The sequence below is a fragment of the Streptomyces candidus genome, from assembly GCF_014207445.1.
Lineage (GTDB): Bacteria > Actinomycetota > Actinomycetes > Streptomycetales > Streptomycetaceae > Streptomyces > Streptomyces candidus.
In genome coordinates this window covers 20,316-46,196 of sequence record NZ_JACHEM010000001.1, presented here as the reverse complement: position 1 = coordinate 46,196, position 25,881 = coordinate 20,316, and the positions used below count along the sequence as shown (strand labels likewise).

The 25,881-nt window shown below is 70.2% G+C and carries 24 protein-coding genes; 16 read left to right on the top strand and 8 right to left on the bottom strand.

What is annotated here, in order from left to right; all coding sequences use genetic code 11:
• Positions 1–4 precede the first annotated feature (4 nt).
• The 7 genes from tpiA to HNQ79_RS00190 all read left to right on the top strand — a co-directional run bounded on the left by tpiA (position 5) and on the right by HNQ79_RS00190 (position 6,794).
• A complete protein-coding gene (tpiA, locus tag HNQ79_RS00220; protein ID WP_185025483.1) occupies positions 5–784 on the top strand; it encodes a triose-phosphate isomerase in 780 nt (259 codons plus the stop codon).
• 139 nt (positions 785–923) lie between these two features.
• Positions 924–1,160 (top strand): preprotein translocase subunit SecG, encoded by a 237-nt coding sequence (secG, locus tag HNQ79_RS00215; RefSeq protein WP_185025482.1) that lies wholly within the window; start codon positions 924–926, stop codon positions 1,158–1,160.
• Positions 1,161–1,333: 173 nt separating this feature from the next.
• Positions 1,334–1,669, top strand: a complete 336-nt coding sequence (locus HNQ79_RS00210) for an RNA polymerase-binding protein RbpA (protein WP_010352468.1) — start codon at positions 1,334–1,336, stop codon at positions 1,667–1,669.
• A 159-nt stretch (positions 1,670–1,828) separates the two neighbouring features.
• Positions 1,829–3,031, top strand: a complete 1,203-nt coding sequence (locus HNQ79_RS00205; RefSeq protein WP_185025481.1) for an MFS transporter — start codon at positions 1,829–1,831, stop codon at positions 3,029–3,031.
• 60 nt (positions 3,032–3,091) lie between these two features.
• Positions 3,092–4,735: a glucose-6-phosphate isomerase gene (gene pgi / locus HNQ79_RS00200; protein WP_185025480.1), complete on the top strand. Its 1,644-nt coding sequence runs from the start codon at positions 3,092–3,094 to the stop codon at positions 4,733–4,735.
• A 23-nt stretch (positions 4,736–4,758) separates the two neighbouring features.
• Positions 4,759–5,262 (top strand): PH domain-containing protein, encoded by a 504-nt coding sequence (locus HNQ79_RS00195; RefSeq protein WP_185026496.1) that lies wholly within the window; start codon positions 4,759–4,761, stop codon positions 5,260–5,262.
• Complete coding sequence (locus HNQ79_RS00190) at positions 5,259–6,794, top strand: PH domain-containing protein (RefSeq protein WP_185025479.1); 1,536 nt, start codon at positions 5,259–5,261, stop codon at positions 6,792–6,794. Before HNQ79_RS00195 ends, HNQ79_RS00190 begins: the two co-directional genes overlap by 4 nt.
• A gap of 423 nt (positions 6,795–7,217) precedes the next feature.
• Here HNQ79_RS00190 and pgl read toward each other — a convergent pair whose 3' ends face one another.
• Genes pgl through tkt form a run of 5 tightly spaced genes read right to left on the bottom strand, consistent with a single transcriptional unit; the run spans position 7,218 to position 13,862 of the window.
• Complete coding sequence (gene pgl, locus HNQ79_RS00185; RefSeq protein ID WP_185025476.1) at positions 7,218–8,000, bottom strand: 6-phosphogluconolactonase; 783 nt, start codon at positions 7,998–8,000, stop codon at positions 7,218–7,220.
• Positions 8,000–9,079: a glucose-6-phosphate dehydrogenase assembly protein OpcA gene (opcA, locus tag HNQ79_RS00180; protein ID WP_185025475.1), complete on the bottom strand. Its 1,080-nt coding sequence runs from the start codon at positions 9,077–9,079 to the stop codon at positions 8,000–8,002. Before opcA ends, pgl begins: the two co-directional genes overlap by 1 nt.
• Positions 9,076–10,599: a glucose-6-phosphate dehydrogenase gene (gene zwf, locus HNQ79_RS00175; protein WP_185025474.1), complete on the bottom strand. Its 1,524-nt coding sequence runs from the start codon at positions 10,597–10,599 to the stop codon at positions 9,076–9,078. The genes opcA and zwf overlap by 4 nt, the downstream gene beginning before the upstream one ends.
• Positions 10,600–10,603: 4 nt before the next feature.
• Complete coding sequence (gene tal, locus HNQ79_RS00170) at positions 10,604–11,722, bottom strand: transaldolase (protein ID WP_185025473.1); 1,119 nt, start codon at positions 11,720–11,722, stop codon at positions 10,604–10,606.
• 40 nt (positions 11,723–11,762) lie between these two features.
• Positions 11,763–13,862 carry a transketolase gene (gene tkt / locus HNQ79_RS00165; RefSeq protein WP_185025472.1) on the bottom strand — a complete coding sequence of 700 codons (2,100 nt, stop codon included), beginning with the start codon at positions 13,860–13,862 and terminating at the stop codon, positions 11,763–11,765.
• 372 nt (positions 13,863–14,234) lie between these two features.
• Between tkt and HNQ79_RS00160 the strand changes: the two genes are divergently transcribed.
• The 3 genes from HNQ79_RS00160 to HNQ79_RS00150 all read left to right on the top strand — a co-directional run bounded on the left by HNQ79_RS00160 (position 14,235) and on the right by HNQ79_RS00150 (position 16,840).
• Positions 14,235–15,188 carry a heme o synthase gene (locus HNQ79_RS00160; protein WP_185025471.1) on the top strand — a complete coding sequence of 318 codons (954 nt, stop codon included), beginning with the start codon at positions 14,235–14,237 and terminating at the stop codon, positions 15,186–15,188.
• Between the two features lie 93 nt (positions 15,189–15,281).
• Complete coding sequence (locus HNQ79_RS00155; RefSeq protein WP_185025469.1) at positions 15,282–15,653, top strand: hypothetical protein; 372 nt, start codon at positions 15,282–15,284, stop codon at positions 15,651–15,653.
• A gap of 80 nt (positions 15,654–15,733) precedes the next feature.
• Positions 15,734–16,840, top strand: a complete 1,107-nt coding sequence (locus tag HNQ79_RS00150; protein WP_185026494.1) for an amidohydrolase — start codon at positions 15,734–15,736, stop codon at positions 16,838–16,840.
• Positions 16,841–16,880: 40 nt separating this feature from the next.
• On the opposite strand, the gene HNQ79_RS00145 is transcribed toward HNQ79_RS00150, so the two are convergent.
• The 3 genes from HNQ79_RS00145 to HNQ79_RS00135 all read right to left on the bottom strand — a co-directional run bounded on the left by HNQ79_RS00145 (position 16,881) and on the right by HNQ79_RS00135 (position 19,622).
• A complete protein-coding gene (locus HNQ79_RS00145) occupies positions 16,881–17,855 on the bottom strand; it encodes a COX15/CtaA family protein (protein WP_185025467.1) in 975 nt (324 codons plus the stop codon).
• 76 nt (positions 17,856–17,931) lie between these two features.
• Positions 17,932–18,699, bottom strand: coding sequence for an ABC transporter permease (locus tag HNQ79_RS00140; protein ID WP_185025465.1), 768 nt, complete (start codon positions 18,697–18,699; stop codon positions 17,932–17,934).
• A complete protein-coding gene (locus tag HNQ79_RS00135) occupies positions 18,696–19,622 on the bottom strand; it encodes an ABC transporter ATP-binding protein (protein ID WP_185025463.1) in 927 nt (308 codons plus the stop codon). Before HNQ79_RS00135 ends, HNQ79_RS00140 begins: the two co-directional genes overlap by 4 nt.
• Before the next feature lie 506 nt (positions 19,623–20,128).
• Between HNQ79_RS00135 and HNQ79_RS00130 the strand changes: the two genes are divergently transcribed.
• The 6 genes from HNQ79_RS00130 (at position 20,129) to HNQ79_RS00105 (ending at position 25,869) form a co-directional block, all read left to right on the top strand.
• Positions 20,129–20,863 carry a helix-turn-helix transcriptional regulator gene (locus tag HNQ79_RS00130; RefSeq protein WP_185025461.1) on the top strand — a complete coding sequence of 245 codons (735 nt, stop codon included), beginning with the start codon at positions 20,129–20,131 and terminating at the stop codon, positions 20,861–20,863.
• Positions 20,860–22,284 (top strand): Fe-S cluster assembly protein SufB, encoded by a 1,425-nt coding sequence (gene sufB / locus HNQ79_RS00125; protein ID WP_185025459.1) that lies wholly within the window; start codon positions 20,860–20,862, stop codon positions 22,282–22,284. Before HNQ79_RS00130 ends, sufB begins: the two co-directional genes overlap by 4 nt.
• A gap of 61 nt (positions 22,285–22,345) precedes the next feature.
• Positions 22,346–23,527: a Fe-S cluster assembly protein SufD gene (sufD, locus tag HNQ79_RS00120; protein ID WP_185025456.1), complete on the top strand. Its 1,182-nt coding sequence runs from the start codon at positions 22,346–22,348 to the stop codon at positions 23,525–23,527.
• Positions 23,527–23,844: a non-heme iron oxygenase ferredoxin subunit gene (locus HNQ79_RS00115; RefSeq protein ID WP_185025454.1), complete on the top strand. Its 318-nt coding sequence runs from the start codon at positions 23,527–23,529 to the stop codon at positions 23,842–23,844. Before sufD ends, HNQ79_RS00115 begins: the two co-directional genes overlap by 1 nt.
• 7 nt (positions 23,845–23,851) lie before the next feature.
• A complete protein-coding gene (gene sufC, locus HNQ79_RS00110; RefSeq protein WP_185025452.1) occupies positions 23,852–24,616 on the top strand; it encodes a Fe-S cluster assembly ATPase SufC in 765 nt (254 codons plus the stop codon).
• Positions 24,613–25,869 (top strand): cysteine desulfurase, encoded by a 1,257-nt coding sequence (locus tag HNQ79_RS00105; protein WP_185025449.1) that lies wholly within the window; start codon positions 24,613–24,615, stop codon positions 25,867–25,869. The genes sufC and HNQ79_RS00105 overlap by 4 nt, the downstream gene beginning before the upstream one ends.
• Positions 25,870–25,881: the final 12 nt, after the last annotated feature.

Genomic DNA, 25,881 nt, shown 5'->3' with positions numbered 1-25,881 from the left:
TTAGATGAGCACCACCCGTACCCCGCTGATGGCGGGCAACTGGAAGATGAACCTCAACCACCTCGAGGCCATCGCCCACGTCCAGAAGCTCGCCTTCGCCCTGGCCGACAAGGACTTCGACGCCGTCGAGGTCGCGGTCCTGCCGCCGTTCACCGACCTGCGCTCCGTGCAGACGCTGGTCGACGGCGACAAGCTGAAGATCAAGTACGGCGCCCAGGACCTCTCGGCGCACGACTCCGGCGCCTACACCGGCGAGATCTCCGGCGCGATGCTGGCGAAGTTCAAGTGCGCGTACGTGGCCGTCGGCCACTCCGAGCGCCGCCAGTACCACAACGAGACCGACGAGGTCGTCAACGCGAAGGTGAAGGCCGCGTACAAGCACGGCCTGACCCCGATCATGTGCGTCGGCGAGGGCCTGGACATCCGCAAGGCCGGCCGGCAGGTCCCTTACACCCTCGCCCAGGTCGACGGCGGCCTGAAGGACATCCCGGCCGAACAGGCCGAGTCCGTCGTCATCGCCTACGAGCCGGTGTGGGCGATCGGCACCGGCGAGGTCGCCACCCCCGAGGACGCGCAGGAGGTCTGCGGCGCGATCCGCGGCCGGCTCGCCGAGCTGTACTCGCAGGAACTGGCCGACAAGGTCCGCATCCAGTACGGCGGCTCCGTGAAGTCCGGCAACGTGGGCGCGATCATGGCGCAGCCCGACGTGGACGGCGCCCTGATCGGCGGCGCGGCGCTGGACGTCGACGAGTTCGTCAAGATCGTGCGCTTCCGCGATCAGTAGTACTCGCAGTGAGTAGGCCCTCGGGCCGATCCGTCGTACTCTGACGGGGGTCGGTGGCACGCCACCGGCCCCCGTCGTTTTTCTCGTGCTTGTCCCGCACCTGTCGTACTTGTCTAGATCCGAGGAAGTTGGTCCAGCCGTGGTTATGGGGTTCTCGATCGCCCTGATCGTATTCAGCCTGCTGCTGATGCTGCTGGTTCTGATGCACAAGGGGAAGGGCGGCGGCCTCTCCGACATGTTCGGCGGTGGCATGCAGTCCTCCGTCGGAGGGTCCTCGGTCGCCGAGCGCAACCTTGACCGGATCACCATCGTCATCGGGCTGATCTGGTTCGCGCTCATCGTGGTGCTCGCCCTGCTGATGAAGCTCAGGAGCTGACCGGTCGTCTCCGGTACACGGGGGCGGGCGCGGCCTATCATGGGGCGTGCGTCCCGCCGCCGGGGTGGGTAACTCCCGTCACTGGACGTGCGTTGGGCCTTTCGTAGACTGGGCGCCCGCCGCGGAGCCGCTCGCCGAAGCTTCGCAGCACCATCACGCAGGGAGTTACGACCGTGGCAAGTGGCAACGCGATCCGGGGAAGCCGGGTCGGAGCGGGGCCGATGGGTGAGGCCGAGCGCGGCGAGTCCGCGCCCCGCCTGCGCATCTCCTTCTGGTGCTCCAACGGGCATGAGACACAGCCGAGTTTCGCCAGCGACGCGCAGGTCCCGGACACCTGGGACTGCCCCCGCTGCGGATTCCCGGCCGGCCAGGACCGGGACAACCCGCCGGCCCCGCCGCGCACCGAGCCCTACAAGACGCACCTCGCGTACGTACGGGAGCGGCGCAGCGACGCGGACGGCGAGGCCATCCTCGCCGAGGCACTGGCGAAACTGCGCGGCGAGATCTAGGAATGATGGGACGGCCGGACACCGACGAGGTGCCCGGCCGTCCCGCTTCCCGCGCGCTCCCCCGGCCCCGCTTCGCCGTTCCTGCTGGTCAGGACGATTGTCAGTGGTGCCCCCTACTGTTCTCGCACGAGCTGAACGGCGAGACACGCGGGGGCGGTTGTGACAGCGGTGCAGGCGGCGGCCCTGGGGTGGCGCGGGGGCTTCGGGCGGCTTCTCTCGGCGGCCGTGGTCTCCAAGTTCGGCGATTCGCTGCGTACGGCGGCCATGCCGCTGCTCGCCGCCTCGCTCACCTCCGACCCGATGCCGGTCGCGCTGGTGACGGCCTGCGGATACCTTCCGTGGCTGCTCTTCGGGCTGCTCGGCGGGGCGGTGGCGGACCGGGTGGACCAGCGGCGGGCCATGTGGGCCGTGGATGCCGTACGGGGCCTTCTCATGGCCGCGTTCGCGGTGGCCGTCGCCCTGGGACACGCCTCGATCGCGCTGCTCCTGGCGGTGGCCTTCGCACTGACCACCCTCCAGACCCTCTTCGACAACGCCGCGACGGCGCTGCTGCCGTCGCTGGTGCCGACGGCCGCGCTGGGCAGGGCCAACGCCCGGCTCATGACCGGACAGCAGGTCGCGGGCACCTTCCTGGCCGCACCGCTGGTGCCGGTACTGCTCCTCGGCGGTCCGTCCGTGCCGTACGCCGCCGACGCGGCCACCTACGTACTGGCGGCGGTGCTCATCGCGTCGTTGCGCAGGCCGCCGGCCGAGCGGGCGCCCCGGCCGGCGGGCAGCACCCTGCGCGGGGACATCGCGGCGGGACTGAAGGCGCTGTGGGCGGACCGGGCACTGCGCGGGCTGTGCGCGGCGACGACGCTGTGCAACATCGGCATGGGGGCGCTCATCGCCATGCTGGTACTGCACGTGACCGGGTGGCTGGACAGCGGGCAGGCGGGCTTCGCGGCGGTCCTGACGGCGTACGGGGTGGGCAGCGTGGCCGGGGGACTGGTCGCCGGGCGACTGGCGCAACGGCTCGGGCGAATACGGAGCGTGTTCGTCGCGGGAACCGTCCAGGTGGGCGCCCTGGTCGTCCTGGGGACGGTGCGTGAGCTGTGGGCGGCGGTCGCTGCGATGGCCGTGTTCGGGCTGATGGGGCTCGTGTGGAACGCGAACCAGACGACGCTGATGCAGGAGCGCAGCCCGGCCGCCATGCTGGGAAGGATCAGCGCGGCCTTCCGGACAACGGCCGTCGGCGGAGCCCCGCTGGGGGCGCTGCTCGGCGGACTGGTGGCGGCCGGCTGGGGGCTCAACACCCCGGCCTTGTTGGCAGCCGCACTCTTCGGACTGGCCGTGGCCGCACTCGCACCTCTGATCAATTAGGTTGGATCGAGGCAGCGGGGGATGCATGCGGATACGAGTAGAAGTGGGCTGATTTCGGAGATGAACGCGATGAGGCTGAACCAGACGCCCGAGTGGACCGCGCTGGGCAAGCACCGCGAACAGCTGGGTGCGACGCATCTGCGCGAGCTGTTCGCCGCCGACCCGGCCCGGGGCACGAAGTACACCCTTGCGGTCGGCGACCTGCACCTCGACTACTCCAAGCACCTGGTCACGGACGAGACGCTGGAGCTGCTGCGCGAGCTGGCCAGGGCCACCGGGGTGGCCGAGCTGCGTGACGCCATGTTCCGCGGCGAGAAGATCAACAACACCGAGGGCCGTGCCGTCCTGCACACCGCGCTGCGCGCCCCGCGCGGTGCGGTGATCGAGGTCGACGGCGAGAACGTCGTCCCGGCCGTGCACGCCGTCCTCGACAGGATGGCCGCCTTCTCCGACAAGGTCCGCTCCGGCGAGTGGACCGGGCACACCGGCAAGCGCATCAGGACGGTCGTCAACATCGGCATCGGCGGCTCCGACCTCGGCCCCGCCATGGCCTACGACGCGCTGCGCTCCTTCACCGCCCGCGAGCTGGACTTCCGTTTCGTGTCCAACGTGGACGGCGCGGACCTGCACGAGGCGGTGCGCGACCTGGACGCCGAGGAGACCCTCTTCATCGTCGCCTCCAAGACGTTCACCACGATCGAGACGATCACCAACGCGACGTCCGCCCGCAACTGGCTGCTGACGAACCTGCGCGCCGACGAGTCCGCCGTCGCCAAGCACTTCGTGGCGCTGTCCACCAACGCCGAGAAGGTCGCCGACTTCGGCATCGACACGGCCAACATGTTCGAGTTCTGGGACTGGGTCGGCGGTCGCTACTCGTACGACTCCGCCATCGGCCTGTCCCTGATGATCGCCATCGGCCCGGACCGCTTCCGCGAGATGCTCGACGGCTTCCACCGGGTCGACGAGCACTTCCGCACCGCGCCGGCCGAGGAGAACGCGCCGCTGCTGCTCGGTCTGCTGGGCGTCTGGTACGGGGCGTTCTTCGACGCGCAGGCGCATGCCGTCCTGCCGTACAGCCACTACCTGTCGAAGTTCACCGCCTACCTCCAGCAGCTCGACATGGAGTCCAACGGCAAGTCCGTGGACCGTGACGGAAACCCCGTCGACTGGCAGACCGGTCCCGTCGTCTGGGGTACGCCGGGCACCAACGGGCAGCACGCGTACTACCAGTTGCTGCACCAGGGCACCAAGGTCATCCCGGCCGACTTCATCGGCTTCGCCCGGCCGGTCGCCGACCTGGCGCCCGGTCTGGAGGCCCAGCACGACCTGCTGATGGCGAACTTCTTCGCCCAGACGCAGGCCCTGGCCTTCGGCAAGACCCCGGACGAGGTGCGCGCGGAGGGTGTGGCCGAGGAGCTGGTGCCGCACAAGACCTTCCGTGGCAACCACCCGACGACGACGATCCTCAGCGACGAGCTGACGCCGTCAGTTCTCGGCCAGTTGATCGCGCTGTACGAGCACAAGGTGTTCGTCCAGGGCGCGATCTGGAACATCGACTCCTTCGACCAGTGGGGCGTCGAGCTCGGCAAGGTCCTCGCGAAGAAGATCGAACCGGTGCTGACCGAGGGCAGGGGTGGCGAGCAGCTCGACAGTTCGACTGCTGAGCTGGTGGCGAAGTACCGTACGATGCGCGGCCGTTGAAAGGCCGCTGACCGACAGGAGCGCTGGTGACGGGGACGGGGACCGTGCGGCTGAGGCCGCCGAACAACAGGCTCGACCCGCGCGTGGTCCGCTGGTGGCAGATCCAGTGGCTGGCGCTGGTGCTGCCGCCTGTCCTCGTCCTCGTCCTCCTGGCGGTCCTCATCGAACCGGCCAGGTTCTGGCTGCTGATGCCCGCGGCTCTGATCGCGGTGCCGGGCCTGGCCGCCGCGCTGTTCCTGCCCCTGTGGTGGTACCGGGTGCACCGGTGGGAGGTCACGGACACGGCGGTCTACGTTCTCACCGGCTTCTTCTGGCGGGAGTGGCGGGTCGCGCCGATGTCGCGGGTCCAGACCGTGGACACCGTGCGCGGGCCGCTCCAGCAACTGTTCGGGCTGGCCACCGTCGTGGTCACCACCGCGTCCGCCAAGGGCGCGGTGAAGATCGAGGGGCTCGACCACGAGGAGGCCGCGGCCCTCGCGGAGCGGCTGACGGAGGTCACCGGGGCCACGCCCGGGGACGCGACATGAGCGACAACGGGTCCGGTCCCGACGCGGCGCAGTGGCAGAAGCTGGACCGGCGCGCGGTCCTCGTGGCCGCCCTGCTCATGAGCGGCGTCGCCGTCAGCGGTGGGCTGCCCGCCTTCGTCGCGCTCTCGTCCGCGTTCGGGGCCTGGACGGCGATCGGCTGGGTGCTGCTGGGCGCCGTGGTGTTCGTCGGGTGCAGCGCGGGGGCGGAGTACCTGCGGTGGCGGCACACCCGGTACCGGATAGGCCCCGAACGCGCCGAACTCCACACCGGGCTGCTCCTGGTGAAGCGCCGCTCGCTGGCCCGCGAGCGGATCCGCAACGTCGACCTGACCGCTCACCCGCTGCTGAGAGTCTTCGGACTGGTCAAGGTACGGATAGGTACCGGTGAGAACAACGGCGCCGGCACCGAGTCGACCCTGGAACTCCGGCCGGTGACCCGGCGGGAGGGCGACCGGCTGCGTCGGGAGCTCCTCACCAGGTCCCTTTCCGGTGCGGGCGACGAGCACCACGACGGGCGGCTCGCCACGCTCGACCCCGCCTGGATCCGGTACGCACCGCTCTCTGTCGCGGCCCCGTTGCTGGGGGCCGCCGCGCTCGGCGCGGCGATGCAGGTCAGTGAGTGGTTCGGGGTGCAGAGGGGCGTCATCGAATGGGTGGGCGGCGTCTTCAGCGGGGTCGCGGTGGTCTGGACGGTCGCCGTTCTGGCGGTGGCGCTGTTGATCGCCGGCGTGATCGGTTCGCTCGGGCTGTTCGTCGAGATGTGGTGGAACTACCGGCTGGACCGTGAGCCGGGAGGAACCCTGCGGGTCCAGCGTGGCCTCTTCACCTCCCGGTCCATCTCGATCGAGGAACGGCGGCTGCGGGGCGTCGAGGTCGTGGAGCCCCTGGGCGTGCGGCTGGCGGGCGCGGCCCGGGTGGACGCAGTGGCGACCGGCCTCGCGGAGGGCGAGGCCGACAAGAAGACGGACCACAAGACCCTCGTCCCGGCCGTGCCGAAGCAGTTCGCCGACGTGGCGGCCGCACGGGTGCTGCGGGAACCGGTCGCGCCGACGGCGGCGGCACGGCTGGTGCCGCATCCGGTGGCGGCCCGGGGGCGGCGGCTGCGGTGGGCGCTGGGGGCGGTGCTTGGGGCGGTGGCGTCGCTGGCGTTGCTGGGGGTGCTGCTGACGGAGGTCCTGCTGTGGGTGGCCGGGGGCGTGGCGGTGGTGATGCTGCCGGTGGCGGGGCTGCTGGCGGTCGATGCGTACCGGTCGCTGGGGCACGGACTGACCGGGGACTATCTGGTGGTGCGGTCGGGATCGGTGCGGCGGGCCACGGTGGCGCTGCGGCGGGACGGTGTCATCGGCTTCACCGTGAAGCAGTCGGTGTTCCAGCGGCGGGCAGGGCTCGTCACGGTGACGGCGACGACGGCTGCGGGCGCGGGGGCGTACTCGGTGTACGACGCGGGGACGTCGCAGGGACTGACCTTCGCGGACGAGGCGGTGGAGGGAGTCCTGGGCCCCTTCCTGCAACGCGACCCCCAAACGCCGTAGCACCCACCCGACGCAACCCCCGCGGGCGCCCGGAGCCGCGCGCCCTCCCGCTCCGGTAGCCCCCGTGGGCAGCGGGGCCCTGCCTTCCTCCCGTAACCCCCTCGGGCGGCGGGGCCGCGTGCCCGCCCTCTCCGGTAGCCCCCTCGGGCGGCGAGGTCGCGTGCCCGCCCCCTCCGGTAGCCCCCTCGGGCGGCGGGGCCGCCCCCAGGGGGCGGAACGGGCGGGCAAGGGGGCGGCCCCCACCGGACGCCCCGCCTTCACCCCACCCGACGCCCCGTGCATCCAACCCCACCCCCACCGGACGTGCACCCCCGCACGCCCGCCCCCAAGTCCGCCCGCCCCGCCCCGACCCACGCCCACCCCGAACGCACCGCGGCCCGGCACCCCCCGTAAGGGAAGTGCCGGGCCGCCACGCACAAGAGCTCAGGCCGAGGACGGCGGATACAGCGACCTCGGGAGTTCCGAGGCCGCCGCCGCGTCCAGGAGCCACAGGGTGCGGGCCCGCCCGTACGCGCCCGAGGCCGGGGCCTGGATCTCGCCCGGGCCGGAGAGGGCGAGGGCCGCGGCCTTCGCCTTGTCCTCGCCCGCCGCCAGCAGCCACACCTCGCGGGCCGCCCGGATCGCCGGAAGGGTGAGCGAGACACGGGTGGGCGGCGGCTTGGGTGCGCCGTGCACACCCACCACCGTCCGCTGCGTCTCGCGCACCGCCGGGTGCTCCGGGAAGAGGGACGCCACGTGGGTGTCCGGTCCGACGCCCAGCATGAGGACGTCGAAGGACGGCACCGGACCGTGGTCCTCGGGAGCCGCGGCGGCGGCCAGTTCGGCCGCGTAGGCGGCCGCCGCCGAGTCCGCGTCCTCGTATCCCGCGTCGGAGGCCGGCATGGCGTGCACCCGGGCCGGGTCCAGCGGGACCGCGTCCAGCAGAGCCTCCCGGGCCTGCGTGTAGTTGCGCTCCGGGTCGGCGGCGGGCACGAACCGTTCGTCGCCCCACCACAGGTCGAGCCGCGACCAGTCGACCGCGTCGCGGGCGGGGGAGGAGGCCAGTGCCGCGAGCAGTCCGTTGCCGTTGCGGCCGCCGGTGAGGACCACCGACGCCGTGCCGCGTGCGGCCTGGGCGTCGACGATCTTCGTGATCAGCCGGGCCGCCGCGGCCTGGGCCATCAGCTCCTTGTCCCGGTGGACCACCAGCTGCGGCGTCCCGCTCATCACTTGGAAGCCGCCTTCTTCGCAGGAGCGGACTTCTTCGCCGCAGTGGACGCGGACCTCTCGGCCGCCGGCTTCCCGTCCGATGGGCCGGACGAGTCCGACGAGCCCACGGAGTCCGACGGGCCCGAAGCCTGCGGCTCGGCCCTCTCCGCCGTGTCGCCCAGCCTGTCCACGCCGAACTTCAGCGCCGACGCGTACGTGTCGTCGGGGTCCAGGCGGCGCAGTTCCTCCGCCAGGAGTTCGGCCGTGTCACGCCGCTTCAACGCCACCGCGCGGTCCGGCTGGCCCTTCATGCACAGCGTGGCGAGCGAGCCGTCCGCGCGGTCCAGGACGATCGGGCCGTCCTTGGTCTCCATCCGTACGGCGGTCAGACCGGGACCGGCGGAGAGGGAGCGCTTGACGGGCACGTGCAGCCGGTCCGCCAGCCACATGGCGAGCAACTCGCAGCTCGGGTTGAACTCCTCGCCCTCCACCTCCACCGAGGTGACCTCGGTGGGTAGCTGGTCGAGGGCCGCGGCGAGCATCGAACGCCACGGGGTGATGCGGGCCCAGGACAGGTCCGTGTCGCCCGGCGTGTAGTTCGCGCTGCGCGCCATCAGCTCGTGGATGGGCTGTTCGGCGGCGTAGGTGTCGGTGACACGGCGCTGCCCGAGGGTGCCCAGCGGGTCCTTGGCGGGGTTCACGGGACCGTGCACCGGCCACCACAGCACCGTCGGCGCGTCCGGGAGCAGCAGCGGCAGGACGACCGACTGGGCGTGGTTGATGACCTCGCCGTACAGCCGCAGGACAACGGTTTCACCGGTGCCCGCGGCCGCGCCGACCCGTACCTCCGCGTCGAGACGCGCCTTCGCGCGGTCGCGCGGCGAGCGCGAGGGCCGCTTGATGACGACCAGCTTGCGCGAGGGGTGCTCGCGCGAGGCGTCGTTGGCCGCCTTCAGGGCGTCGTACGCGTTCTCCTCGTCGGTGACGATGACGAGGGTGAGCACCATGCCGACGGCCGGGGTCCCGATGGCCCGTCGCGCCTGTACGAGTGCCTTGTTGACTTTGCTGGACGTGGTGTCCGTCAGGTCGATTTTCATGGCCGGCGCCAGCTCCGTCCCTCTCGTGCGAGCATTTCGTCCGCCTCGACCGGGCCCCAGGTGCCGGACGCGTACTGCGCGGGCTTGCCGTGCGTGTCCCAGAACTCCTCGATCGGGTCGAGGATCCGCCAGGACTGCTCGACCTCCTCCAGGCGCGGGAACAGGTTGGCGTCGCCGAGCAGGACGTCCAGGATGAGGCGCTCGTAGGCCTCGGGGCTGGACTCGGTGAAGGACTCGCCGTACGCGAAGTCCATCGAGACGTCCCGGATCTCCATGGAGGTGCCGGGCACCTTGGAGCCGAAGCGGACCGTGACGCCCTCGTCGGGCTGGACGCGGATGACGATCGCGTTCTGGCCGAGTTCCTCGGTGGCGGTGTGGTCGAAGGGGGAGTGCGGGGCGCGCTGGAAGACGACCGCGATCTCCGTGACCCGGCGGCCCAGGCGCTTGCCCGTGCGCAGGTAGAACGGGACGCCCGCCCAGCGGCGGTTGTCGATCTCCAGCTTCACCGCGGCGTAGGTGTCGGTCTTCGACTGGGGGTCGATGCCGTCTTCCTGGAGGTAGCCGACGGCCTTCGCGCCGCCCTGCCAGCCCGCCGCGTACTGCCCGCGCACGGTGTCCCGGCCCAGATCCTTGGGGATCTTGACCGCGCCCAGCACCTTGGACTTCTCCGCGACCAGCGCGTCCGCCTCGAAGGAGGCGGGCTCCTCCATCGCGGTGAGCGCCAGCAGCTGGAGGAGGTGGTTCTGGATGACGTCGCGGGCGGCGCCGATGCCGTCGTAGTACCCGGCACGGCCGCCGATGCCGATGTCCTCGGCCATGGTGATCTGCACGTGGTCGACGTACGACCGGTTCCAGATCGGCTCGAACATCTGGTTGGCGAACCGCAGCGCCAGGATGTTCTGCACCGTCTCCTTCCCCAGGTAGTGGTCGATCCGGAAGACCTCGTTGGCAGGGAAGACCTCGTGGACGATCCGGTTGAGCTCCTGCGCGGAGGCCAGGTCGTGCCCGAAGGGCTTCTCGATGACCGCGCGCCGCCAGGAGTTCTCCTTCTGGTCCGCCAGTCCGTGCTTCTTGAGCTGCTGGACGACCTTGGGGAAGAACTTCGGCGGGACGGAGAGGTAGAAGGCGAAGTTGCCGCCCGTGCCCTGCGCCTTGTCGAGCTCCTGGATCGTCGACTTGAGCGTCTCGAACGCCTCGTCGTCGTCGAAGTCGCCCTGGATGAAGCGCATGCCCTGGATCAGCTGCTGCCAGACCTCCTCGCGGAACTCGGTGCGCGCGTGCTCCTTGACGGCGTCGTGCACGACCTGCGCGAAGTCCTCGTTCTCCCAGTCGCGGCGGGCGAAGCCGATGAGCGAGAAGCCCGGCGGCAGCAGGCCGCGATTGGCCAGGTCGTAGACGGCGGGCATCAACTTTTTACGGGACAAATCGCCCGTGACGCCGAAAATGACCAGGCCCGACGGCCCCGCGATGCGCGGGAGCCGTCGATCCTGTGCGTCACGCAGCGGATTGCTGCTGGACAAGTGGTCAGCCCTTCGAAGGTGCGAGGCGCTTGAGCTCGGCCTCGGTCGACTTGAGCAGGTCGTTCCAGGCGTCCTCGAACTTGTCGACGCCCTCGGTCTCCAGGAGCGCCACGACCTCGTCGTAGGAGACGCCCAGCTTCTCCAGGGCGTCCAGGTCGGCGCGCGCCTGCTCGTACTTGCCGGCGATCGTGTTGCCGGTGACCGAGCCGTGGTCGGCGGCGGCCTCCAGGGTCGCCTCCGGCATGGTGTTCACCGTGCCCGGCGCCACCAGCTCGTCGACGTACATCGTGTCCTTGTACGCCGGGTCCTTGACGCCGGTGGAGGCCCACAGCGGACGCTGCTTGTTGGCCTGCGCCTTGTCCAGGGCGGCCCAGCGCTCGCCGCTGAAGACCTCTTCGTAGGCCTGGTAGGCGAGCCGGGCGTTGGCGAGCGCCGCCTTGCCCTTGAGGGCCTTGGCCTCGTCGGTGTCCTGGGCGTCGAGACGCTTGTCGATCTCGGTGTCCACCCGGGACACGAAGAAGGAGGCCACTGAGTGGATCGTGGAGAGGTCCAGGCCGTTGGCCTTCGCCTTCTCCAGACCCGCCAGGTACGCGTCCATCACGGCGCGGTAGCGCTCCAGCGAGAAGATCAGCGTGACGTTGACGCTGATGCCCAGGCCGATGACCTCGGTGATCGCCGGGATGCCCGCCTGCGTCGCCGGGATCTTGATCAGCGTGTTCGGCCGGTCCACCAGCCAGGCGAGCTGCTTGGCCTCGGCGACCGTGGCGCGCGTGTTGTGGGCCAGACGCGGGTCGACCTCGATGGAGACCCGGCCGTCCTGGCCCTGCGTCGCGTCGAAGACCGGGCGCAGGATGTCGGCGGCGTCCCTCACGTCCGCCGTCGTGATCATGCGAATGGCTTCTTCGACGGTGACCTCGCGGGCCGCCAGGTCGGTCAGCTGGACGTCGTAGCCGTCGCCCTGCGAGATTGCCTTCTGGAAGATCGACGGGTTGGTGGTCACACCGACGACGTGCTGCTGGTCGATCAGCTCGGCCAGGTTGCCGGATGTGATCCGCTTGCGCGACAGGTCGTCGAGCCAGATCGCCACGCCCTCGTCGGAGAGGCGCTTGAGTGCGTCTGTCATGAGTTCTGCATCTCCTACTGGTCTTGGGTCTCTACGGGCGTCAGCGCTGGGCGGCGGAGAGGGATTCCCGGGCGGCGGCAGCGACTGCCTCGCCGGTGAAGCCGAACTCCTTGAAGAGGACCTTGCCGTCCGCGGAAGCCCCGAAGTGCTCCAGCGAGACGATCCGGCCCGCGTCGCCCACGTACTTGTGCCAGGTCAGACCGATACCGGCTTCGACCGCCACCCGCGCCTTGACCGACGGGGGAAGGACGGCGTCCCGGTACTCCTGGTCCTGCTCCTCGAACCACTCCACCGACGGCATCGACACGACACGCGTGGGGATGCCCGCGGCCTGGAGCTCCTCGCGCGCCTCGACGGCGAGCTGGACCTCGGAACCGGTGCCGATGAGCACGACCTGCGGCTCCGCGTTCCGGCCGTCCGTCTCGGCGTCGAGGAGCACGTAGCCGCCGCGGGCGGCGTCCTCGTTGCGCTCGTACGTCGGCACGCCCTGACGGGTCAGCACCAGGCCCGTGGGGGCGCCCTTGCCGAAGACCTTGGTGTAGCGCCTGAGGATCTCGCGCCAGGCGATCGCGGTCTCGTTGGCGTCCGCCGGGCGGACCACGTTGAGGCCCGGGATCGCGCGCAGCGAGGCCAGGTGCTCGACCGGCTGGTGGGTCGGGCCGTCCTCGCCGAGGCCGACGGAGTCGTGCGTCCACACGTATGTCACCGGCAGGTGCATCAGCGCGGACAGCCGCACCGAGTTGCGCATGTAGTCGGAGAACACCAGGAAGGTGCCGCCGTAGATGCGGGTGTTGCCGTGCAGCGCGATGCCGTTCATCTCGGCGGCCATCGAGTGCTCGCGGATGCCGAAGTGGATCGTGCGGCCGTACTTGTCCGCCCCGGGCAGCGGGTTGCCGTCGGGGAGGAACGACGACGTCTTGTCGATCGTCGTGTTGTTCGAGCCGGCGAGGTCGGCGGAGCCGCCCCACAGCTCGGGGATGACCGCGCCGAGTGCTTCGAGGACCTTGCCGGAGGCCGCGCGGGTGGCGACGCCCTTGCCGGTCTCGAAGACGGGCAGCTTGTCCTCCCAGCCGACGGGCAGTTCGCCCGCGGCGATGCGGTCGAACTCGGCCGCGCGCTCCGCGTTGGCGGTGCGCCAGGCGGCGAAGCCCTTCTCCCACCCGGCCCTGGCCTCACGGCCCCGGTCGAGCGCCTTACGGGTGTGCGCGATGACCTCGTCGGAGACCTCGAAGGTCTTCTCCGGGTCGAAGCCCAGCACCCGCTTCGTCGCCGCGACCTCGTCGTCGCCGAGCGCCGAGCCGTGCGCGGCTTCGGTGTTCTGCGCGTTCGGGGCGGGCCAGGCGATGATCGAGCGCATCGCGATGAACGACGGCTTGTCCGTGACGGCCTTCGCCTGCTGGATCGCGCGGTAGAGCGCCTCCGGGTCCAGGTCGCCGTCCGGCTTGGGCTCCACGCGCTGGACGTGCCAGCCGTAGGCCTCGTACCGCTTCATGGTGTCCTCGGAGACGGCCGTCTCCGTGTCGCCCTCGATCGAGATGTGGTTGTCGTCCCACAGCAGGACCAGGTTGCCGAGTTTCTGGTGCCCGGCCATCGAGGACGCCTCGCCGGAGATGCCCTCCTGGAGGCAGCCGTCACCGGCGATGGCGTAGACGAAGTGGTCGAACGGGGACTCGCCGAGCGCCGTCTCCGGGTCGAACAGACCGCGCTCGTAACGGGCCGCCATGGCCATGCCCACCGCGTTGGCCACACCCTGGCCGAGAGGGCCGGTGGTGGTCTCGACGCCGGTGGTGTGGCCGTACTCCGGGTGCCCGGGGGTCTTGGAACCCCACGTACGGAACGCCTTCAGGTCGTCCAGCTCCAGGCCGAAGCCGGCCAGGTACAGCTGGGTGTAGAGCGTCAGCGACGAGTGTCCGGCGGACAGTACGAAGCGGTCGCGGCCCGTCCACTCGGCGTCCGCCGGGTCGTGCCGCATCACCTTCTGGAAGAGGGTGTACGCGGCCGGGGCCAGGCTCATCGCCGTACCCGGATGGCCGTTGCCGACCTTCTGTACGGCGTCCGCGGCCAGGACGCGGGCGGTGTCTACGGCCCGCTGGTCCAATTCGGTCCACTCAAGGTCTGTGGTGGTCGGCTTGGTGCTCACCCTGGGTCAGGGCTCCTCTCCACAATGATTTGGGCCCGGTGACTATTCGCCGCACCGGGGCGTTGACGAGCCTACCCCCGCGTGAACGCGCGAAATTTCGAGTCCGCGGCCCTGGAAAGAAGACGCATACGTACCAGAGTGCGCGCGTGAAACGGGGTTCGCCTCCCGACGAACGCATTTCCGTATACATCGGGACACTACTGCTCGCGTACCCAGGGTCCTGGGCAGGTATCCGGCCGGTTCACGGGTGGCCCAACACGACCCCACCCCGGCGAAGGACGACGTATGGGCAACGTCTACAGTGGCGTGGTACGCGCAAGTATTTACCGGGCCTTCACGTCCGGTGCTTGCTTCAGGAATTCTCTGTCAGGGGTGTGCGTGACGGCCGTCGAGTCCCGACCCGCAGGGGTCGCTTCGACTCCCAGCCCGGGGGGCCATCGGCCGTTCGGAGCCCGGGTCAAGGCGTTTGTTGCACTGACCAAGCCGCGGATCATCGAGCTTCTGCTGATCACCACCGTTCCGGTGATGTTCCTGGCGGAGCAAGGGGTTCCGGACCTGTGGCTGGTGCTGGCCACCTGTATCGGCGGTTACCTCTCCGCCGGTGGTGCAAACGCGCTCAACATGTACATCGACCGCGACATCGACGCGCTGATGGACCGCACGTCGCAGCGCCCGCTGGTCACCGGGATGGTCAGCCCGGGCGAGTGCCTCGTCTTCGGCTTCTCGCTCGCGGTGATCTCCACGCTCTGGTTCGGGCTGCTGGTCAACTGGCTGTCCGCCGCGCTGTCGCTGGGTGCGCTCCTCTTCTACGTGGTCGTCTACACGATGATCCTCAAGCGCCGCACCGCGCAGAACATCGTCTGGGGCGGTATCGCCGGCTGCCTGCCGGTCCTCATCGGCTGGTCCTCGGTGACCAACTCGCTGTCCTGGGCCGCGCTGATCCTCTTCCTGGTCATCTTCTTCTGGACGCCGCCGCACTACTGGCCACTGTCGATGAAGGTCAAGGACGACTACGCCCGCGTGGGCGTGCCCATGCTGCCGGTCGTCGCGGGCAACAAGGCGGTCGCCAATCAGATCGTGCTCTACAGCTGGGTCATGGTCGCGGTGTCCCTGCTGCTCCAGCCGCTCGGCTACACGGGGTGGTTCTACACCGCCGTCGCGGCCGTCACCGGCGGCTGGTGGCTCTGGGAGGCGCACGGTCTGCGAGCCCGCGCCAAGGCCGAGGTCACGGGCGCGAAGCTGAAGGAGATGCGGCTCTTCCACTGGTCGATCACCTACGTCTCGCTGCTCTTCGTGGCGGTCGCGGTGGACCCCTTCCTGCGGTAGGCCCGGTACGGCGTCCCGACGGGCGGCTCACGTGGTCAAGGCCACGCGACCCGCCCGTCGCGCGTTTCGCTACCCGTCGGTAGCATCCTGTTCATGGCAGACACCAAGCAGGCAGAGACGGCCACCCCGCAGGCGACCCCCAGGTCCGCCGAGCGCAGGACCGCCAAGCTGGCCAAGCAGATCGGCGCGTTCGCCGGCAAGCACGGCGGCGCCGAGGGCCAGCTCGCGTACCTCGGGCAGAAGGGCACCCGGATCGTCCTGGTGGGCGACGACGGCGCCTGGGGCGACCTGGTGGCCCCGACGTACGACGTGGCGAAGGCGGCCACCGAGCGGGCCGGCATCACCGTCCACGAGGACTTCGACGGCGAGTTCGCGGCGAAGGTGGAGACCGGCCCGTACGAGTGGAGCCGGATGGCCGGACTCCAGATCGGCGGCCCCGCCAACCCCTCTTCCGGCAAGCCGTAGCAGTACCCCTGCGCGGGGTTCACCCGTTAGGACCAGTGGAAGACAGCTCAGTCCCCGGTCTGCGCAGGGAGCCCCCGATGATCACCGCCCCGCCGTCGCTGGTGGACCAGTACTGCCACGGGGTGCTCCGCACCGAGCTGGGCCTCGGCACCTTCGAGGCCCACCTCGGCAGCACCGCCGCGCCACCCGCGCCGGGCACCACCTTCTTCGACACCCAGACGGGCTTCGCCGTTCGCCGCTGGTGCCCGCCCCTGCTCGGCCTGGAGCCGCACTGCCCGCCCGCCCGCTACCTCGCCAGACGGCGCGAACTGGGCGCCCTGGAAGCGGGCCGCCGGCTGCTGCGCGGCACCGGCATCGCCACCTACCTCGTCGACACCGGTCCGCCGGGCGACCTGACGGACCCCGGGGAGCTCGCGGCGGCGGGGGACGCGCAGGCGCGGGAGATCGTACGGCTGGAACTGCTGGCCGAACAGGTCGCGGACACCTCGGGCACCGCAGAGGGCTTCCTCGCCAACCTGGGCGAGGCGATGCACGCGGCGACGAGGTCCGCGGTCGCCTTCCTCTCGGTCGCCGGGGTACGGGACGGGCTCGCGTTCGCCCCGCACCCGCCGGGGCCGGGAGAGGTGCGCGGCGCCGCCGGGCGGTGGCTGGCGGGACGCCGGGCAGGAGGGCTGCTGAGCGATCCGGTACTGCTGCGCCACCTGCTGTGGAACGCGATCGGCTGTCAGTTGCCAGTGCAACTGCGCGTGGCGGGGGATCCGGAACAGCTGACGGAGTTCGCGGCGGCCAGCGCCGGCCTGGGCACGGATCTGGTGCTGCTGCACGGCTCCCCGTACCACGCGCACGCGGCCCGGCTGGCGGGCCTCTTCCCGCACGTGTACGCCGACCTGGGTCCTGCCGTGGCGCACACCGGGGCGCGGGCCGCCGCCGTGCTCGCCGGGATGCTGGAACTGGCGCCGTTCGGGAAGCTGCTCTTCTCCAGCGGGGCCCGCGGGCTGCCCGAACTGCACGTGGTGGGCGCGCACCAGTTCCGCGACGCGCTGGGACGGGTGCTCGGCGGGTGGGTGGCCGACGGGGCGTGGTCCAGGCCGGACGCGGAACGGGTCGCCCGGATGCTTTCCGCGGGCAACGCCCGCCGCGTCTACCGGCTGGACGCCGACGAGCGGGGCGGGCGGTCGGCGCCGTGACCGGACGGCGGGCGGCTGCCGGGGCCGCCCGGCTGTGCGGCTAGACGGCCGTGGTGAGCGGGGCGTCGGGCTGCGCGGGGACCTCCGGGGTCTCCTCCACGGGACGCTCGCGCAGGCTCAGGGCCAGCCGGAGCACCGCGATCCACATCAGCGACGACAGCAGCATGTGCAGGCCGACCAGCAGCTCCGGGACGTGCGTGAAGTACTGCACGTAACCGACGACGCCCTGCGCCACCAGCACGATCAGCAGGTCGCGGGAGCGCTTGCGGGTGTCGTCCGGGGCGTCCACCATGCGCAGCACGAACCACATCGCGATGGCCAGCGCACAGACCACCCACGCCGAGACGGCGTGCAGGTGGGCCGCGTCGGTCCAGTCCCACGGCATGCGCGGCACCTCGCTCTTGTCGCCCGCGTGCTTGCCGGAGCCGGTCACCGACGTGCCGAGCACGAGCAGCAGCACGGTCGCCACCACGATCGCCCACGACAGCTTGCGGACCGGGCCCGGCACGCGCGGCCGTGGCGGGGCGTCGCCCTCCCGGGTGCGCTGCCAGGTGATCACCGCGACCGCGAGGAGGGCATTGGCGGCCAGGAAGTGGCCCGCCACCGTCCACGGGTTGAGGCCGGAGAGCACCGAGATGCCGCCGAGCACCGCGTTGCTCATCACCAGCCAGAACATCAACCAGGCGGTCCGGGTGAGGCCGCGCCGCCACGGCTTGGTGGAGCGCGCCGCGATGATCGCCCAGCCGACGGCCGCCGACAGCACGTACGTCAGCATGCGGTTGCCGAACTCGATCAGACCGTGGATGCCCTGCTCGGGCGTGGTGATCAGACTCTCCGACGTGCACTTGGGCCAGGTGTCGCAGCCGAGGCCGGAACCGGTCAGCCGGACCGCGCCGCCGGTGACGATGATGAGCACGCTCATCACGACGGCGGACAGCGCGGCGCGCTGGAGCGTACGGGGCGTGGGCGTCCATCGCTTGGCGATGAGGGCGAGGGGGGTCAACACGGCAACCATCGTAGGCCGGAGCTTGTGCAGCTTTTCACGAGGGGGCCCGGTACGGCGTGTGACGTCACTCGCAGGTTCCTCGGCGCTATTCCCAGCGGAAGAACTTCGCCGCCGCGCCCAGACCGAGCACGGCCCAGCCGGCCAGGACGCCCAGGTTGCCCCACGGCATCGACGCGCCGTGCTGCAGGACGTCGCGCAGTCCGTCGGAGAGTGCCGAGATGGGCAGCAGGCCGAGGACGCTCTGCACGCCGTCCGGGAACTTGTCGAGCGGGACGATCACACCTCCGCCGACGAGGAGCAGCAGGAAGACGAGGTTCGCGGCGGCCAGCGTCGCCTCCGCCCTCAGGGTGCCGGCCATCAGCAGCCCGAGCCCGGAGAAGGCCGCCGTGCCAAGGAGCAGCAGAAGCAGGACGGAAAGGGGGTCGCCCTGCGGCGACCACCCGAGGCCGAGGGCGATCACGGTCAGCAGGAGCACTTGGAGCACCTCGGTGACGAGCACCGACAGCGTCTTCGCCGTCATCAGCGCCCAGCGCGGCAGCGGAGAGGTGGCGAGCCTCTTGAGGACGCCGTAGCGCCGCTCGAAACCGGTGGCGATGGCCTGACCGGTGAACGCGGTCGACATGACGGCGAGCGCGAGGACGCCGGGGGCGAGGAAGTCCACCGACTTGCCCCGGCCGGTGTCGATGATGTCGACGGCCGAGAACAGGACGAGCAGCAGTGCCGGAATGATCACGGTCAGCAGGAGCTGTTCGCCGTTGCGCAGCAGCATCTTCGTTTCGAGGGCGGTCTGCGCCGCGATCATCCGGCCGAGCGGGGCCGCGCCCGGCATCGGGGTGTAAGGGGCGGTGCTCATGGACGGAGGTCCTTACCGGTCAGCTCAAGGAAGACGTCTTCGAGGGTGCGGCGCTCGACCGAGATGCCGTCCGGCATCACTCCGTGCTGCGCGCACCAGGAGGTGACCGTGGCGAGCAGGTGCGGGTCGATCTTCCCGCTGATGCGGTACGTGCCGGGGACCAGCTCCTCCGCGAGGGTGTCCGTCGGCAGGGCCTTCAGCAGCGATGCGAGGTCGAGGCCGGGGCGGCCCGTGAAGCGCAGGGTGTTCTCGGCGCCGCCCCGGGAGAGTTCGGCGGGGGCGCCCTGGGCGATGATCCGGCCGGCGTCGACGATCACGACGTCGTCGGCGAGCTGCTCGGCCTCGTCCATGAAGTGGGTGGTGAGGATGACGCTCACGCCGGATTCGCGCAGCTCGCGGACGAGATCCCAGGTGGAGCGGCGCGCGTGCGGGTCGAGACCGGCGGTCGGCTCGTCGAGGAAGACGAGTTCCGGGCGGCCGACGACGGCCATGGCGAGCGCGAGGCGCTGCTGCTGGCCCCCGGAGAGGCGCCGGTAGGTCGTACGGCCGCAACTGCCCAGCCCGAGGCGTTCGATGAGAACGTCCACGTCCAGGGGGTGGGCGTGCAGCTTGGCCATGTGGCGGAGCATCTCGTCGGCGCGGGCGCCGGAGTAGACGCCGCCGGACTGCAGCATGACGCCGATGCGGGGGCGCAGTTTCGCCGCGTCGGCGATCGGGTCGAGGCCCAGCACACGGACGGTGCCCGCGTCGGGCTTGCGGTAGCCCTCGCAGGTCTCGACGGTGGTCGTCTTCCCCGCGCCGTTGGGTCCCAGGACGGCGGTGACGGTGCGGGGGGCGACGGTGAGGTCGAGGCCGTCGACCGCGGTCTTGGATCCGTACCGCTTGACCAGGCCGGTGACCTGGACGACGGGCTCATGTGACATGGGAGCGAGTCTAGGCGGCGGGGGACGGGGACCCCGGCACGGGGCCGGTACCCGCGTACGGGCGCGACGTGGCCGGTGGGGCGGTTCGCCACGCCCGGCAAGGCGGGGTCCCTGGCGGCCCCGGGCCGATGCTCCTTCCCCTCACCCCTGCGCGTGCACCGTCGCGCCGCCGGACGGGAGGAGGCCGGCGTCCCGTTCACCCACCCGGGAGCCGCACATCCCTCCCGGGGCGCGGACGGAGGAGCTTAAGAGGAGGGGTGTACGGGGGGACGTACTCCCAGGTCATGCAGGTCGGCGGCGAGGGAGCCGCGGGGGCGCAGGGACGGGTGCGGCAGGCGTGACGGCATGCCGGCAAGCCGTCGACGGCGCTCGCCGGCGGGCCTCACGATTGTCTGACCGATGATCATTTCCGCAGGTCAGCTTAGGTTTACCTAAGTGATGTAGTCCACGGATCTTGTTCCGGGGCCGGGTTGTCAGGCCCAGAAGAATTACGCAACAATGGTGTTGTGAAATACGACGGCGAGGTTCCTCAGGAGGACATCGCGACAGGTGAGCGGTCGACCCGCAACCGTGTCGCGCGGTCCATCCTGGACCACGGGCCGTCCACCGTCGCCGATCTGGCGAAGCGGCTGGGCCTCACGCAGGCAGCCGTACGACGCCACCTCGACGCGCTGGTCGCGGACACCGTGGTGGAGGCCAAGGAGCAGCGCGTCTACGGTGCGCGTACGCGCGGGAGGCCCGCCAAGGTCTTCGCGCTCACCGACTGCGGCCGGGACGCCTTCGACCAGTCCTACGACACTCTCGCGGCCGACGCCCTCACCTGGATCTCCCGGGCGGCCGGCGGCGGCGAGCAGGGCGAGGCGGCCGTCACCGCGTTCGCCCGCGCCCGGATCGCCGCGCAGGCCGAGGCGTACCGGGAAGCCGTCGAGGCGGCGCCCCCCGAGGAGCGCACCGAGGCTCTGGCGAGGGCCCTGAGTGCCGACGGGTACGCTGCTACGGCGCGTAGCGCACCGGTCGGAGAGCAGCTGTGCCAGCACCACTGCCCTGTCGCCCACGTCGCTGAGAAGTTCCCGCAGCTGTGCGAGGCGGAGACCGAGGTCTTCTCCGCACTGCTCGGGACCCACGTCCAGCGGCTGGCCACCATCGCCCACGGCGACGGGGTCTGCACGACGTACATCCCCAAGGTCAGTCACACCAGTCATTCAGCATCAGCAAGCACGGCCGGGAGGAACCCCGCATGACACTCCCTATCGAGGAGACTGCCCACCCCGAACTCGAGGGCCTGGGCACGTACGAGTTCGGCTGGGCCGACTCCGACGCGGCAGGTGCCGCGGCCAAGCGCGGCCTGTCCGAGGCTGTCGTCCGCGACATCTCGGCGAAGAAGAACGAGCCCGACTGGATGCTGAAGCTGCGTCTCAAGGGTCTGAAGCTGTTCGGCAAGAAGCCCATGCCGAACTGGGGCTCGGACCTGTCGGGGATCGACTTCGACAACATCAAGTACTTCGTGCGTTCGACGGAGAAGCAGGCGCAGTCCTGGGAGGACCTGCCTGCCGACATCAAGAACACGTACGACAAGCTCGGCATCCCCGAGGCGGAGAAGCAGCGCCTCGTCGCCGGTGTCGCGGCCCAGTACGAGTCCGAGGTCGTCTACCACCAGATCAACGAGGAGCTGGAGGCGCAGGGTGTCATCTTCATGGACACCGACACCGCGCTGAAGGAGCACCCGGAGCTCTTCCAGGAGTACTTCGGCACCGTCATCCCGGTCGGCGACAACAAGTTCGCGTCGCTGAACTCGGCCGTGTGGTCCGGCGGCTCGTTCATCTACGTGCCCAAGGGCGTCCACGTCGAGATCCCGCTGCAGGCCTACTTCCGTATCAACACGGAGAACATGGGCCAGTTCGAGCGCACGCTGATCATCGTCGACGAAGACGCCTACGTGCACTACGTCGAGGGCTGCACCGCGCCGATCTACTCCTCGGACTCGCTGCACTCCGCCGTGGTCGAGATCATCGTGAAGAAGGGCGGCCGCTGCCGCTACACGACGATCCAGAACTGGTCGAACAACGTATACAACCTGGTCACCAAGCGCGCCGTGGCGTACGAGGGCGCGACCATGGAGTGGGTCGACGGCAACATCGGCTCCAAGGTCACCATGAAGTACCCGGCCGTCTACCTGATGGGCGAGCACGCCAAGGGCGAGACCCTGTCCATCGCCTTCGCGGGCGAGGGCCAGCACCAGGACGCCGGCGCGAAGATGGTGCACATGGCGCCGAACACGTCGTCGAACATCGTCTCGAAGTCGGTGGCGCGCGGCGGCGGCCGTACCTCGTACCGCGGTCTCATCGAGATCGGTGAGGGCGCGCCCGGCTCCAAGTCCAACGTGCTGTGCGACGCGCTGCTGGTCGACACCATCTCCCGCTCGGACACGTACCCGTACGTGGACGTCCGCGAGGACGACGTGTCGATGGGCCACGAGGCGACCGTCTCCAAGGTCTCCGAGGACCAGCTCTTCTACCTGATGAGCCGCGGTCTGACCGAGTTCGAGGCGATGGCGATGATCGTGCGCGGTTTCGTCGAGCCGATCGCCAAGGAGCTCCCGATGGAGTACGCCCTGGAGCTCAACCGGCTGATCGAGCTGCAGATGGAGGGTTCGGTCGGCTGACCGTCCCCCTCCGTCCGCACGTCCCGACTTCTTGATCCAGAGAGAGAGCACCACGACAGCCATGGCTGAGGCCCAGACCAACATCCCGGTGGGTTCCACCACCTCCGGCTCCCTCGCGGTGGCGGCGGAGTCCACCGTCGCCACCCGCATGAGTGCGCCGCCGTCCTTCGACGTGGCGGACTTCCCGGTGCCGCACGGCCGCGAGGAGGAGTGGCGGTTCACCCCGCTCGCCCGGCTGCGCGGTCTGCACGACGGCACCGCCGAGGCCGGCGGCGTGCTGACCGTCCGGGTCGACGCCCCCGAGGGCGTCACCGTCGAGACGGTCGACCGCTCCGACGCCCGCCTCGGCAAGGCCGGCACCCCGGTGGACCGGGTGGCCGCCCAGGCGTACTCCGCCTTCGAGAAGGCCTCGGTCGTCTCGGTGCCCAAGGAGACCGTCCTCACCGAGCCCATCCGCGTGTCGGTGCACGGCGAGGGCGGTACGGCCTACGGCCACCAGGTCTTCGAGCTCGGCGCGTTCGCCGAGGCCGTCGTGGTCATCGACCACACCGGTGACGGCGTGCTCGCCGCCAACGTGGACTACGTGCTCGGCGACGGCGCGAAGCTCACCGTCGTGTCCGTGCAGGACTGGGCCGACAAGGCCGTCCACGTGGCGCAGCACAACGCGCTGGTGGGCCGGGACGCGTCCTTCAAGTCCGTCGTGGTGACCTTCGGCGGCGACCTGGTCCGGCTGCACCCGCGCGTCTCGTACGCCGGTCCCGGCGGCGAGGCCGAGCTGTTCGGCCTGTACTTCACGGACAAGGGCCAGCACCAGGAGCACCGCCTCCTGGTCGACCACAACGTCCCGCACTGCAAGTCGAACGTGGCCTACAAGGGCGCCCTCCAGGGCCAGGACGCGCACGCGGTGTGGATCGGCGACGTCCTGATCCAGGCGGCCGCCGAGGGCACCGACTCGTACGAGATGAACCGCAACCTGGTGCTGACCGACGGCGCGCGCGTCGACTCGGTCCCCAACCTGGAGATCGAGACCGGCGAGATCGCCGGAGCGGGCCACGCCTCGGCGACCGGCCGCTTCGACGACGAGCAGCTCTTCTACCTCCAGTCGCGCGGCATCCCCGAGGACGAGGCCCGCCGCCTGGTCGTGCGTGGCTTCTTCGCCGAGCTGGTCCAGCAGATCGGCGTCGACGACGTCGAGGCGCGCCTGCTCGCCAAGATCGATGCGGAGCTGGAGGCTTCCGTCTGATGACGTTCGTACGAGTGGCCACGCTGAGCGAGCTGGAGACCGACACCCCCAAGCGGGTCGAGGTCGACGGCACGCCGGTGTCCCTTGTCCAGACCGAGGGCGAAGTCTTCGCGATCAACGACATCTGCTCGCACGCGAACGTCTCGCTGTCCGAGGGCGAAGTCGAGGACTGTGCCATCGAGTGCTGGTTGCACGGCTCCAGCTTCGACCTCCGTACCGGAAAGCCGTCCGGCCTGCCCGCGACGCGCCCCGTCCCCGTATACCCCGTAAAGATCGAAGGGGACGATGTGCTCGTCTCCGTCACCCAGGAGTCCTGAGTACCCCATGGCAACGCTTGAAATCCGCGACCTGCACGTCTCCGTCGATGTCGAGAACGGCACCAAGGAGATCCTCAAGGGCGTCGACCTGACCGTGAAGCAGGGCGAGACCCACGCCATCATGGGCCCCAACGGCTCCGGCAAGTCCACCCTCGCGTACTCGATCGCGGGTCACCCCAAGTACACGATCACCAGCGGCACCGTCACCCTCGACGGCGAGGACGTCCTGGAGATGTCCGTCGACGAGCGCGCCCGCGCCGGCATGTTCCTGGCCATGCAGTACCCGGTCGAGGTCCCCGGCGTCTCGGTGTCCAACTTCCTGCGCACGTCGGCCACCGCGCTGCGTGGCGAGGCCCCCAAGCTGCGCACCTGGGTGAAGGAGGTCAAGTCCGCGATGGAGCAGCTCCAGATGGACCCGACCTTCGCCGAGCGCAACGTCAACGAGGGCTTCTCCGGCGGCGAGAAGAAGCGTCACGAGATCCTCCAGATGGAGCTCATGAAGCCGAAGATCGCCATCCTCGACGAGACCGACTCGGGCCTCGACGTCGACGCGCTCCGCCAGGTCTCGGACGGCGTCAACCGCGTCCGCGGGACCGGCGAGGTCGGCACGCTGCTGATCACGCACTACACGCGCATCCTGCGCTACATCAAGCCGGACTTCGTGCACGTCTTCTCGGCGGGCAGGATCGTGGAGTCCGGTGGTCCGGAACTCGCCGACCAGCTCGAGGCCGAGGGCTACGAGAAGTACACGAAGGGTGGCGCAGCCGCGTGACACAACTGCCGGGCCTCCTCGACACGGACGCGATCCGCAAGGACTTCCCCCTGCTGGACCGCATCGTCCACGGGGACAAGAAGATCGTTTACCTGGACTCCGCCGCTACTTCGCAGAAGCCGCGCCAGGTGCTCGACGCGCTCAACGAGTACTACGAGCGGCACAACGCGAACGTGCACCGCGGTGTGTACACGGTCGCCGAGGAGGCCACGGCACTGTACGAGGGTGCCCGCGACAAGGTCGCCGCCTTCATCAACGCGCCGAGCCGCGACGAGGTGATCTTCACCAAGAACGCCTCCGAGTCGCTCAACCTCGTGGCCAACATGCTCACCTGGGCCGACGAGCCCTACCGGGTGGACCGCGACACCGAGATCGTCATCACGGAGATGGAGCACCACTCCAACATCGTGCCGTGGCAGCTGCTCTCGCAGCGCACGGGCGCGAAGCTGAAGTGGTTCGGCCTCACCGACGACGGCCGTCTCGACCTGTCGAACATCGAAGAGATCATCACCGAGAAGACGAAGATCGTCTCCTTCACGCTGGTCTCCAACCTGCTCGGCACGGTCAACCCGGTCGAGACGATCATCCGGCGCGCGCAGCAGGTCGGCGCGCTGGTCTGCATCGACGCCTCGCAGGCCGCCCCGCACATGGTGCTGGACGTGCAGGCGCTGCAGGCCGACTTCGTGGCCTTCACCGGCCACAAGATGGTCGGCCCGACCGGCATCGGCGTGCTCTGGGGCCGTCAGGAACTCCTGGAGGACCTGCCGCCGTTCCTGGGCGGCGGCGAGATGATCGAAACCGTGTCGATGCACTCGTCCACGTATGCTCCCGCGCCGCACAAGTTCGAGGCCGGTACACCTCCGATCGCGCAGGCCGTCGGCCTCGGCGCGGCGGTGGACTACCTCTCGGCGATCGGCATGGAGAACATCGCGCGCCACGAGCACGCGATCACCGAGTACGCGGTCAAGCGTCTCCTCGAAGTCCCGGACCTGCGGATAATCGGCCCGGCGACGGCCGAGGACCGCGGTGCGGCGCTCTCCTTCACGCTCGGCGACATCCACCCGCACGACGTGGGCCAGGTACTCGACGAGGAGGGCATCGCGGTACGGGTCGGACACCACTGCGCGCGTCCGGTCTGCCTGCGCTACGGAATTCCTGCGACCACGCGAGCGTCGTTCTATCTGTACTCCACGCCCGGAGAGGTCGACGCGCTGGTCGACGGGCTGGAGCACGTACGGAACTTCTTCGGGTAGGGCGGGGAACAC

Excerpts from the sequence above, each read along its gene's own strand:
- tpiA (WP_185025483.1), top strand. The coding sequence starts at position 5 with ATGAGCACCACCCGTACCCCGCTGATGGCGGGCAACTGGAAGATGAAC.
- pgi (WP_185025480.1), top strand. The coding sequence starts at position 3,092 with ATGAACGCGATGAGGCTGAACCAGACGCCCGAGTGGACCGCGCTGGGC.
- HNQ79_RS00190 (WP_185025479.1), top strand. The coding sequence starts at position 5,259 with ATGAGCGACAACGGGTCCGGTCCCGACGCGGCGCAGTGGCAGAAGCTG.
- pgl (WP_185025476.1), bottom strand. The coding sequence starts at position 8,000 with ATGAGCGGGACGCCGCAGCTGGTGGTCCACCGGGACAAGGAGCTGATG.
- opcA (WP_185025475.1), bottom strand. The coding sequence starts at position 9,079 with ATGAAAATCGACCTGACGGACACCACGTCCAGCAAAGTCAACAAGGCA.
- tal (WP_185025473.1), bottom strand. The coding sequence starts at position 11,722 with ATGACAGACGCACTCAAGCGCCTCTCCGACGAGGGCGTGGCGATCTGG.
- HNQ79_RS00155 (WP_185025469.1), top strand. The coding sequence starts at position 15,282 with ATGGCAGACACCAAGCAGGCAGAGACGGCCACCCCGCAGGCGACCCCC.
- HNQ79_RS00145 (WP_185025467.1), bottom strand. The coding sequence starts at position 17,855 with ATGGTTGCCGTGTTGACCCCCCTCGCCCTCATCGCCAAGCGATGGACG.
- HNQ79_RS00140 (WP_185025465.1), bottom strand. The coding sequence starts at position 18,699 with ATGAGCACCGCCCCTTACACCCCGATGCCGGGCGCGGCCCCGCTCGGC.
- HNQ79_RS00135 (WP_185025463.1), bottom strand. The coding sequence starts at position 19,622 with ATGTCACATGAGCCCGTCGTCCAGGTCACCGGCCTGGTCAAGCGGTAC.
- sufB (WP_185025459.1), top strand. The coding sequence starts at position 20,860 with ATGACACTCCCTATCGAGGAGACTGCCCACCCCGAACTCGAGGGCCTG.
- sufD (WP_185025456.1), top strand. The coding sequence starts at position 22,346 with ATGGCTGAGGCCCAGACCAACATCCCGGTGGGTTCCACCACCTCCGGC.
- HNQ79_RS00115 (WP_185025454.1), top strand. The coding sequence starts at position 23,527 with ATGACGTTCGTACGAGTGGCCACGCTGAGCGAGCTGGAGACCGACACC.
- sufC (WP_185025452.1), top strand. The coding sequence starts at position 23,852 with ATGGCAACGCTTGAAATCCGCGACCTGCACGTCTCCGTCGATGTCGAG.